The organism is Acinetobacter sp. V116_7, assembly GCF_056735735.1.
In genome coordinates this window covers 293686-304921 of record NZ_JBWZIF010000027.1, presented here as the reverse complement: position 1 = coordinate 304921, position 11236 = coordinate 293686, and the positions used below count along the sequence as shown (strand labels likewise).

At 39.1% G+C, this 11236-nt stretch carries 11 protein-coding genes and 1 pseudogene; 9 read left to right on the top strand and 3 right to left on the bottom strand.

Annotated features, from left to right (window positions below; translation table 11 throughout):
• Positions 1–140, bottom strand: a pseudogene (locus AC1PJP_RS14035) (bifunctional succinylornithine transaminase/acetylornithine transaminase); the annotation flags it as partial.
• Positions 141–276: 136 nt separating this feature from the next.
• Between AC1PJP_RS14035 and AC1PJP_RS14030 the strand changes: the two are divergent.
• From AC1PJP_RS14030 to AC1PJP_RS13990, 9 genes are all read left to right on the top strand, one after another.
• A complete protein-coding gene (locus tag AC1PJP_RS14030; protein ID WP_034591286.1) occupies positions 277–699 on the top strand; it encodes an Lrp/AsnC family transcriptional regulator in 423 nt (140 codons plus the stop codon).
• 328 nt (positions 700–1027) lie between these two features.
• Positions 1028–2458: a gamma-aminobutyraldehyde dehydrogenase gene (locus tag AC1PJP_RS14025; RefSeq protein WP_151768315.1), complete on the top strand. Its 1431-nt coding sequence runs from the start codon at positions 1028–1030 to the stop codon at positions 2456–2458.
• A 28-nt stretch (positions 2459–2486) separates the two neighbouring features.
• Positions 2487–3257: a nuclear transport factor 2 family protein gene (locus AC1PJP_RS14020; RefSeq protein WP_199942484.1), complete on the top strand. Its 771-nt coding sequence runs from the start codon at positions 2487–2489 to the stop codon at positions 3255–3257.
• A gap of 55 nt (positions 3258–3312) precedes the next feature.
• A complete protein-coding gene (locus tag AC1PJP_RS14015) occupies positions 3313–4032 on the top strand; it encodes a FadR/GntR family transcriptional regulator (RefSeq protein ID WP_005303556.1) in 720 nt (239 codons plus the stop codon).
• A gap of 65 nt (positions 4033–4097) precedes the next feature.
• A complete protein-coding gene (locus AC1PJP_RS14010; RefSeq protein WP_479767318.1) occupies positions 4098–4805 on the top strand; it encodes a cache domain-containing protein in 708 nt (235 codons plus the stop codon).
• Positions 4806–4992: 187 nt separating this feature from the next.
• Positions 4993–6324, top strand: a complete 1332-nt coding sequence (locus AC1PJP_RS14005; protein WP_479767316.1) for an APC family permease — start codon at positions 4993–4995, stop codon at positions 6322–6324.
• Positions 6325–6342: 18 nt separating this feature from the next.
• Positions 6343–7788, top strand: a complete 1446-nt coding sequence (locus AC1PJP_RS14000) for an NAD(P)/FAD-dependent oxidoreductase (protein WP_479767314.1) — start codon at positions 6343–6345, stop codon at positions 7786–7788.
• A 148-nt stretch (positions 7789–7936) separates the two neighbouring features.
• The gene (locus AC1PJP_RS13995) at positions 7937–9295 is read left to right on the top strand and encodes an amino acid permease (RefSeq protein WP_479767312.1); all 1359 of its coding nucleotides are present in this window, start codon (positions 7937–7939) and stop codon (positions 9293–9295) included.
• A 378-nt stretch (positions 9296–9673) separates the two neighbouring features.
• The gene (locus AC1PJP_RS13990; RefSeq protein WP_005303542.1) at positions 9674–10033 is read left to right on the top strand and encodes a C1 domain-containing protein; all 360 of its coding nucleotides are present in this window, start codon (positions 9674–9676) and stop codon (positions 10031–10033) included.
• A gap of 157 nt (positions 10034–10190) precedes the next feature.
• On the opposite strand, the gene AC1PJP_RS13985 is transcribed toward AC1PJP_RS13990, so the two are convergent.
• Together AC1PJP_RS13985 and AC1PJP_RS13980 are read right to left on the bottom strand one after the other, a co-directional pair.
• Positions 10191–10871: a DUF799 domain-containing protein gene (locus AC1PJP_RS13985; RefSeq protein ID WP_049837733.1), complete on the bottom strand. Its 681-nt coding sequence runs from the start codon at positions 10869–10871 to the stop codon at positions 10191–10193.
• Entirely contained in the window at positions 10868–11236 is a 369-nt protein-coding gene (locus tag AC1PJP_RS13980) for a DUF4810 domain-containing protein (protein ID WP_192834694.1), read from the bottom strand. The genes AC1PJP_RS13985 and AC1PJP_RS13980 overlap by 4 nt, the downstream gene beginning before the upstream one ends.

Below are 11236 nucleotides of genomic sequence, written 5' to 3'. Positions count from 1 at the left end.
CCTGCAAAATCAATATATTCTTTATTTTCTTGATCCCAAATACGTGAACCTTCGCCACGTACCGGAATGAAATTTGCTGGTGCAAAAACTGGAACCATCCACTCGTTAAAGTCACTACGTGAAACTGCAAAATTATTCATCTTATCTAGTCCATTAAATTAAAATTATGCGGGTTAGCTGATGACCCTATTATTCAAAATCAAATTGATTCACAAAATTTGTAATTCAGTCAAAAATGAATTATTTTTTACCAATCTGATAATTGACAATTACAATATGGATAACATTGATCAAATTATTTTAGGCTTACTTAAAGATAACGCACGGATGTCTGTTACAGAGTTAGCCGAAAAAGTTCACGTTTCAAGAGCAACTATTAAAAAGAGAATGGAGTATCTTGAATCTTCGGGCATCATTACTGGATATACAGTACGCTTTAAACCCAATGCTGAACGCAACATTATTCGTGCATGGATGAGCATTATGGTTGAAGGGACCAAAGCGCAGTCTGTGATTAAAGAACTACGCCTAGAAAGTGCCGTGGAATGTCTGCATAAAACCAATGGCAAATGGGATATTTTGGTTGAATTGCGTTCTGACACCTTAGAAAACTTCGACAAAGTTTTAGAAAGAATCAGAAACATTTCAGGTATTTATAACAGTGAAACTAGCATTCTGCTTGCGAGTCATAAGACCTAATTATTCACTTTAATTTCAATAAATAAGAACTCGAAATTGATGAGCTAAGCACAAGGTTTGGCTCATCAAGCTGCTCTCAATTAGAAAAATTATTCTATTATTTTTCATCAAATCTACTGAACGAGTACGACAAAGAGCCTCTTCTAAAAATCTTCACAAATTTTTAATTTTTTTTAAATAATCAAATCAAAAACTTAAAATCTAATCTGAAGTAAATTCCAACTTTTTTCACTCAATCCCCTCATCAAAGCATTTGACAGAAAATTTAAAACATAATACATATAGTATTATATGTTATATGTTAAAACCTAAGGACAAGGTATAAAAAATGGCTAAAACTCAACTACAACACTTTATTAACGGCGAATATGTTGCTAGCAAAGGAAATGATTATTTCGACTTGGTCAGCCCAGTGACTGGTGAAGTTTATGCACAATCACCGAATGCAACCGAGGCTGAAGTTGATGCAGCTTATGCTGCTGCAAAAGAAGCATTTAAAATTTGGGGACGCAGTACACCTTCAACTCGTCAAAAAGCATTACTGAATTTGGCAGATGCGATTGAAGCAAATGCGGAGCGTTTAATTGAGGCGCAAAGTCGTAATACGGGTCAGTTAAAACACTTAATTGCATCAGAAGAAGTAGGTGCATCGGCAGATCAGGTTCGTTTCTTTGCAGGCGCTGCCCGCTTACTCAATGGTACAGCTTCAGGTGAATATTTAGAAGGTTTAACCTCTTCTATTCGCCGCGAACCAGTCGGTGTGGTTGGTCAAGTTACTCCTTGGAACTATCCACTCATGATGGCTGTTTGGAAAATTGCTCCTGCTTTGGCTGCGGGTAACACAGTGGTACTTAAACCAAGTGACACAACACCAGAAAGTACGCTTTTACTGGCAGAAATTGCTGCACCTTTTTTCCCTAAAGGCGCATTTAACGTAGTGTTAGGCCAAGCGCAGGTCGGTTCAAAAGTTGTATCCCATAAAACACCAGCACTCGTTTCTATTACAGGTTCGGTTCGTGCTGGATTACAGGTTGCAGCTTCTGCCGCAGCAAACTTAGCAAAAGCTCACCTTGAGCTTGGTGGTAAAGCACCTGTAGTGGTTTTTGAAGATGCCGACATCGATAAAGCAGTTGAAATGATTGCTTTAACGGGCTATTTCAACGCAGGCCAAGACTGTACTGCGGCAACGCGTGTGATTGTGGCTGAAGCTGTTCATGATGAGTTTTTAGGTAAGTTAGTTGAAGCAGCAAAAAATACCCGCTTTGGTGAACCCGATGATCAAGATGCACTTTATGGCCCACTTAACAATGCTAACCAATTAAAGAATGTTAAAGCTTTTATTGACAACTTACCTGCACACGCCAAAGTTGAAACAGGCGGAAAACAAGCAGACCGTCCAGGCTTCTATTTTGAACCCACTGTTATTAGCGGTTTAAAACAACACGACGAAGCCATTCAAAATGAAATTTTTGGACCAGTGATTACCGTTCAAAAATTTACAGATGAAAATGATGCGATTGAAAAAGCCAACGATGTTGAATATGGCCTAGCTTCAAGTGTGTGGACTAAAGATCATGCCCGCGCAACTCGTCTGTCACGTGAACTCGATTTCGGTACAGTTTGGATTAATACCCATATTCCTTTAACCGCAGAAATGCCACACGGCGGTTTCAAAAAGTCAGGTTATGGTAAAGATTTATCTGGCTACGGTTTTGAAGAATATACCCGCGTTAAACATGTGATGAGTTCAAACGAATAATAAAAATGGACTTTGAAAGGAGATCAAAATGAATAAACAACAAATGAAAGACTTGGTGACTAAAGCCCATCACGAGCTATTTAATTTGCACGACACCACTGCTCTAGACCGTTATTTTTCTGAAGACTTTATAGAGCACTCACCGCTGGTTGCAAATGGTATTTCAGGTCTTCGCCAACTGGTAGAAGACTGCCCCGACATGCAACATGAAGCTGTGCGTGTATTGGCAGATGGCGACTTGGTTGCAATTCATGGCCGCTTTCAGGGCCTAGATGAAAACCCTTTAGTTGGCTTTGATATTTACCGAGTGAAAGATGGCAAAATTGTGGAACATTGGGATGGGCTGGTCACTGAAGCAGCGCCAAATGTGAGTGGTAGAACCCAATTAGATGGTCCAACTGAAATCGTGACTCACCATGATTCGGAGAAAAATCGTGAGATTGTGACCTCTTTCTTTAAGAAGTCATTAATTGATGGCAATTACGAGGCATTTAAAGAATACACCCACGACGATCAGTTCATTCAACATAGCCCAGACATTGGCGATGGTGTTAAGGCAGTGATTGATTTTTTGAACAATATCCGTAATGAAGGACAAGGTTTGGTATACTCCAAAACTCATCGCTCCATTGCTGATGGTCAATTTGTCTTGACACATTCCGAAGGAAGTATTGCCGGAAATCGACATGCCTATTTTGAATTATGGCGTGTAGATAATGGCAAAATTGTTGAACTTTGGGATGCAATACCAGCCGTGCCTGAAGATGAACAGGCCGTCCATCAATATGGCGTGTTTTAATCATTTATCCGTTTCATTAAGCTAAGTCACTGACTTAGCTTTTAGAGAATTCGCCATGTCAGCATATACGATAATTTTTGCACCTATCGCTCAGGCAACTCGCTCGGAACAAGTTGTTGAACGCTTGGAAAATGCAATTATCTCTGGATTGCTCAAAAGCAATGAACAACTTCCTAACGAGGCGGATCTAGCTCGCTTAATGGGAGTGTCACCCATTACCGTTCGTGAAGCTTTAAATACTTTACGCGTAAAGGGTCTGATTGATACACGACGCGGACGAAACGGCGGAAGCTTTGTTTGTGAGTTACCTTCCGATTTACTCTTAAACAAGCATCCTCTACGTCAAGCTTCAAATGAATATCTAGCTGATTTAGGCGAGTTTCATAGTGCAATTTTAAGCCATGGTGCATATTTGGCAGCACAAAGAACCACTGAATATGAACTGAACAAAATCAAAGAGCTGATTGAACAATTTGAACAGGCCGTTGAAGCAGACACACGTGCCCAACTTGATTTACGTTGTTTGCTGACCCTCACCTCTTTTGCTCAATCAGCTCGTCTAGCAAATCAAGAGTTAACTATACAAGCCGAATGGGCGCCGCTCATTGCTGTGCTTTACCAAGATGATCAATTTCATCAACTGGTCGTCGCTCAATACCACCAACTTTTATCATCTTTTGTTCAAGCCAATGAAGATGATGCTGTTATTCAAGCACGAAAAATTATTTCGATGTTAACGGATCAAATGCTTCGATATAAGTTATCTATCGAATAAAAACAATAAAGTAGAGCGCTTATAAAGTATCGAGTGAGAAATACGGATTTTTAGGAGTTATAGGAATGACCCAACATTTAGATATAGAAGAGCTTCAAAATTTGTTAAAGACGGTGGTTGAGGAAACGACAGCCATTACAGAAAAACTGGCAGCTAAAGCGAGCAAAATACTATCCAAACATGAACCTGAAAAAACAAAAGACGTTAAGCTTTCTGGTTCAGAACGTTCAGCTTTGCAAAAAGAAATTAAAAAGGCCTTACAGGAAAGCCATTACAGTCAAGGTATTGGCTTTGCAAGTTATAGCCCTGCAACGCAAGAAGAACAAGATTATTGGACACTCGAATGGTGGTATAAAAAAGAAGATCAGTTACAACAAGCCAAACTTGAAAACTATCAAAATGCTCAGCGATTTTTAGATTTTCGCTCTTTTGAATGGTTCCATAAACCTGCTCAAAATAAAAGTCCGTGCATCCATGGACCATATGTCGACTATATCTGCAATGGTGCATATACCATCACCCTTGCCCATCCGGTCATGATTCGTGATCAATTTATCGGTGTAATTGCCACCGACATTTTAGTTTCAGCACTCGAAAAACTACTGATGCCGAAACTTAAAAATATCAAACAAAAAGCAATCGTGATCAACGATTCCTCTCGTGTGATTACTTCAAATGACATCACCATCAGAACAGGCACATTATTTAAAGGCCAAAGCCCACAGCAGGCTCTGTCACGACCGTGTCAATCTTTTCAACTGGTCGTGATCTAGAGCGAAGTCACAGATATAAATATTTGACTTTGCTTTAGGGCATCACCAAAGCGAAATAGCCCCTAGCTTTTGTACAAACTTTCTCCAAACAGACTTATTTATTCAGGTCTAGGGGAAGTTTTGGCTCAAAAATAGCATCGCTTTTCCGGATGAAAAGCAAAACAACGAAATTTGAGGTTGAAATGACATGGAAAATAAAACGTCTTCCTTAAAAAAACTGTCTCTTTGGCAAGTCACAATTATCGGTATTGCCTACATGACTCCCATGACGGTGTTTGATACCTTCGGTATTGTCTCAGGAATTACCAATGGACATGTGCCACTCGCATATTTACTCGCCCTTGGCGCCATGTTACTCACCGCTTGGAGCTATGCAAGATTCAGCAAAAATTCAGAAAAATCAGGCTCGGCATATAGCTATACCGCTGAAAGTTTAGGGCCTAAAAGTGGCTTTTTTGTCGGTTGGTGTTCCCTACTCGACTATCTGTTATTACCCCTCATTAATGTTTTGCTAGCCGCAATTTATCTCACAGCCCTTATTCCAAGTTTGCCTTATTGGTTTTGGGTGCTTGTATCGGCAGGCCTAGTCACTTTAGTGAATTGTTTCCGCATTCGATTACTCGCCAATTTAAGCCTCTTGTTTGTGTTTGCACCCATCATACTCATGGTTATTTTTGTCTATTTAGTGATTAAGGGTATTGGCTCAACTCAAGGTTATGAGCATGTGCTTACATTAGCCCCACTCTGGCATGAGCACCAAACTATCCTACCGCTCGTTGCGGGTGCCTCAGTTTTGTGCTTTTCATTTTTGGGCTTTGATGCGGTTACCACGCTATCAAATGAAACCAAACAACCTACTAAAAATATTCCCCGAGCAGTCATGTTAACAACTCTCGCTGGCGGACTTATTTTCTTCACGGCTGCTTGGTTTATTCAGCTTTATTTTCCAAATAATCTACGCTTCCAGCACCCTACTGAAGCACTGCCTGAAATTGTGCTGTATGTCGGTGGTGCATTCTTCCAATCCGTATTCTTATGCGGACAAATTATGAACACTGTCGCCTCTGGCCTTGCCTCACATGCCAGCGCTTCGCGTTTACTGTATATAATGGGCACTGATAATATTTTTCCTAAAAAGTATTTTGGGACAATTCACATCTCCTTAGGTACACCATTTTTTTCGGTTTTATTTGTTGGTCTTATTTCAATGTCCGCGGTTTTTCTAGATTTAGCACAAGTCGTAAGCCTGATCAGCTTTGGTGCGCTAGTCGCTTTTACAGCCGTAAATTTCTCAGTTTTTATGAAATTTTATATTAAAGATAAACAGCGCTCAGGGTTTAAAAATAAATTTCTAAACCTCTTTTTACCGCTTTTATCCGTCATCAGCATTATTTGCCTGTGGCTTAACCTTGATTCATCTTCACTCACTTTCGGATGTTTCTGGTTATCGTTAGGCATTCTTTTATTTATCTATAAAACGATTAAAAAACAAAGTATTGCGATTAGTAATGCTTATTAATTTTTAAGGAACTTCGTCATGAATATTATTTCTAAACCTCAACTTTTAAAAGACGTGCAATATAAACCAAGTAAATCTCGACAAGTGGGCAAAGAGTGGAGCTGGTTAAATCCAAAACATGCAAAATTTGACTCAACCACTGTAGAAGGCACATCGGTAGATAACCCAGCAAACTACTATGAAAGCTCGCTTTCTGATTGGCATACATTTGACAGTTTACAAGCTGATATTGAATGCGATGTGGTGGTTATTGGCGGTGGTTTATTAGGTTCATCAAGTGCATTACATTTAGCTGAACAAGGCGTAGATACCGTTTTATTAGAAAAAAATCGCATTGGTAGTGCAGCTTCCGGCAGAAATGGCGGACAACTTACCCCAGGTTTAGCTCGCTGGGAAGCTCAAGAAATGGCCGATCGCTTAAGCTATGAAGATGCCAAAAAGCTCTGGCATTTTACTTCTACAGAAGCCATGCAACTTATTGATGACATCTCAGAAAAATACCAGCTCAACTTTGACCGAAAACATGGTCACATTACCGCCGCCGTTCATGAAGGACATTTGGTTGGTTTAACACAAGGCGCCGATGCTCGGAAATATTTAGGTGAAGACCATACGCGCATTGTGGGTAAACACGAACTCATGGACTTTATTAAGTCTGATTACTATACGGGTGGTTTAATTGATGAGTTAGGTGGACAAATTCATCCTTTAGCTTTAAATCGTGGCTTAATTTATGGCTTTTGCCAAAATGGCGGTACTGTTTATGAACAAACAGAAGTCATTTCAATAGAAGAAAAAGCAGATGGTATTTATGTTCAAACAGCTAATGCTGTCGTAAAAGCTAAAAAATCTGTGGTATTAGCGGTACACCATGCTTCATTTAAACTTTTATCAGAGCAAAGCAATACTACTATTCCGTTTTACACCTATGTTGCGACGACTGCCCCACTAGAACTTGATACAAAAGAGCTTCTGCCATTTGGGCATCCTGTTTATGACACTCAGTTCCAGATTGATTACTACCGTCCCGTGTTTAACAACCGCTTATTGTTTGGTGGACAAGGTACAGGAACATGTTGGGGACCTGAGAAAACGTTAAATTACCTAGAGCATCGAATTCATACGGTTTTCCCTCAAATTAAAAATCTAGAGATGGATTTTGTCTGGAGTGGAACGACTGATTTAACTGTAAATGGTGCCGTTGATAGCCGTAAGTTTGGCAATAAATTCCCGATTTATGCTGTTCACGGCTGGAGTGGTCACGGCGTTGCACAGACGGTACGCATTGGTAAAGCGATTGCAAATGACTTTGTTGGGCAATCTAACGACTTTGAAATGTTATCTAAAATTGACCATCAAAATATTATGTTTGGTCGTACCCTTGCTCCCGTTGTTATTCCGCTCGCAAAAAGTATGTATGGCATCGGTGCAATGATTAACCCAGGCAAAATGGTGTCTTTCTAATTTATAGAATTACTAATTTTCAGAAAAAGGATTCGTATAGCTTTGTACGGATCCTTTTTTATTTAGCTGAGTAAAATCCTTTTCAAATTAGGTGATCCCTAGCCAATCTATTACAATAGCATCAGCTTTTTTATTCAGCGCATATATTTTGAGCAACTCATCTTCCCAATTAAAACGCGGACTTAAAAATCGCCACATCCAGCTAATCGCTATGGGTGGCGCTGTCGGGACAGGTTTATTTTTAGGCTCTGCACAAGTCATCCAGTCTGCTGGCCCTTCTATTATTTTAGGTTATGCCATTGTCGGTTTGGTCGCATTTTTAATTATGCGCCAAATGGGTGAAATGATCGTAGAAGAACCTGTGGTCGGTTCCTTTAGTTACTTTGCACAAAAATATTGGGGAAAATTCCCCGGTTTTTTATCGGGCTGGAACTATTGGGTGGTCTATATTTTGGTCGCAATGACCGAGCTGACAGCCGTTGCTAAATATGTGCATTACTGGTGGCCTCATATTCCTGCTTGGATATCAGCCTTATTTTTCTTTGTTTTAGTCACGTGTTTGAACTTAGGCAACGTTAAATTTTATGGTGAATCTGAGTTTTGGTTAGCCATTATTAAAGTCGCAGCGGTCATTGCAATGATCGTGTTTGGCTTATATTTATTGCTCACCGCAAGTAGTGATTCTATCGCTAGCTTCTCAAACTTATGGCAGCATGGCGGATTTTTCCCGCATGGGTTCTCGGGCCTGTTTTATATGCTTGCCTTCTTAATGTTTGCTTTTGGCGGTATTGAATTGATTGGGATGACTGCTGCTGAAGCCGAAAATCCTGAAAAAAGTATTCCACAAGCCATTAACCAAGTCATCTTTCGAATCTTGGTTTTCTATGTAGCTTCGCTTGCCATCATCATGTCGCTCATTCCGTGGAATCAGCTTGACCTCGGTGGTTTAGATAAAAGTCCATTTGTGATGATTTTTAGTCAGCTTGGGATTGGCTGGGCAGCGCATTTGCTTAACTTTATTATTTTAACGGCTGCACTGTCTGTTTATAACAGTGGTATGTACGCAAACAGTCGCATGTTATATGGCCTAGCAGTACAAGGCCACGCATCTAAAGTTTTTACAAAAGTCAGCAAACAAGGGGTTCCTACACCTGCTGTTATTTTCTCTTCTATTCTGATTTTTGGTTGCGTGTTACTGAACTATTTTATCCCAGAAGAAGCTTTAAGCTATCTCATGTACATGGCTGTAGCAGCTTTAGTTTTAAACTGGGCAATCATTAGCTTTACCCATTTGAAGTTTAAACGTGCCATGAAACTTGAAGGTAAAGTTGTTAAATTCCCTGCGCTATTTTCACCTTTAAGCAACTATATCGTTTTGATTTTTATTGGCATGATTTTATATATCATGTGGACTCAAGGCTTTGAAAAATCAGTTGTTTTAATTCCAATTTGGATTGCATTCATGTTTGGATTATATAAATTTTTGAGTTGGAAAAAATCTCTCTAATCTTCAAAAAAGGCTTATTCAAACAGGATAAGCCTTTCATCATTGAATAGCTTGTCCTCTTAAATAACTTCAAAAAATCTACTCAAAAAACCATTCACATTTTATTCATCATTATTAAATTTTTCGCTGCTAGACACATTGATATGTAAGCCTTAGTCATTCTAAACATTGGTATTTAATGAGATAATTATTAAAGTACAAGTGTTTACATGATCTATAAATATTTGTGTCAATGTTCAGCTAAAATCAAAGCAGACCAGTTATCGTTACGATCACTCAATAGGAAAAAGACACTTCATCGAAAGACAGGTTCTTTACCCACTTTACTGATTTAGCACCGTCAACTGTGTCACTCAATGATGAAAGACAGGAAATTTTATGGAAAAAGCTCTGCAATGTCCTAAGTGTGGTTCTACAGAAATTGAAGCACGTGACCATGACAAATTACTTAGAACAACTGGCGGTGTTTTACTGACAGCTGCTGGTACAACAGCAGGCACAGTAGGTGGTGCTGCAACTGGAGCTTCTGTTGGTGCAGCAATTGGTACGATTGCTGGCCCTTTAGGTGTGATTGTTGGTGGAACAGTAGGAACTTTTGTCGGTGCAATTAGCGCAGGTATTACTGGCGGTGTGGTTGGCAATATTTTTGGTAAAAAAGCAGGCGTAATGATCGATAAAAATATTTTTCAGGATTATCGCTGTCTAAAGTGTAAATATCGTTTTAAGCAAAAGAAGTAAAATCAATTAAGTAGGAGAACTAGTTGCTCTAGCTCTCCTGCCTAATCAAAAATTTAATAAACCATCTGGAATAATAATTTTTTATATAGCGCTCCATATAATTAATATATGAAGCAGACTATTTTTAATAAATTAAAAATTTAGCTAAGAGTTTAATTTACTTAGCTACTACTCCATCTTGTTGATACTTTGGTGAACGTGGCCCATATAACAACCCCATACCCGGATTATAAGTCGTCGGGGTAAAAAGTTGAGTATTTACCATACTCGCTAATGGATAAGCCCGATCAGTAAAGCTGCCAGCAATCTGTTCAACTAAAGCACCGACGACCATTCCAATTAAACCCGCATTGCCATCATTACTTGCTTGAACAAGTTTTTTCTCACCTGTCCAAATCACATCTCCAGTTTTTAAATCAACAAGCTTTGCATCAGCACTTACTGTAGCAACACTTTGAATCACTTGGTACTTAGAACCATATTCTTTAATGCGAATATATAAAGCAGCATCTGCGCCGAAAATCTCTTGTAATTTCTGAGGTGCAATAGACTGAGCATCGCTGCCATTAGTAACACCATTCTCTTTAAACATATTGTCTACAACAGAGATTGGAAAAACGTAATAGCCAGCTTCTGCAACAGGTGCCACCACAGTAGGCCAATAACTATAAGTCGCTTTTACATCTGGCGAATCATTGACTGGCGGCAATACCAAAATCGATTTTGGCATATGAGCTTTATAAGCCGTAATATCTTTATTAGGCGGTGGAGTAACAGCACATCCCGTAAATGCAAGGCTAGAAATTACTAAACCAGCAATTAAAAATTTCTTAATCATGATTTTGTATACCCACCATTAGCATTCATTTTTTGCAATAAACGATCCATTAAAACTGTAGACTCTGGATATACTTGACGTTCAAGCTGGAAATACTCGATTGCTTTTTGAGAATTATTTTCTTGTAAATATAATAATCCCAAATGAGCATATAAACCTGGTGGAACAGCTAAGCCCTTACCTTTAGTTTTTTCAATTTCAGCTTCTAATTTTGTGATTTGCGAACTAGGTGTAGCTTTCTCAGGTGCGTTATACATCAAATAGGTTTGATGAGTATAAGTTCCCCAATTATATAAAGGTTGAGGACCAGCGGCACAACCAACCAATCCCATAGCAAGAAAACTGCTTAAAAGAATTTTTTTCAT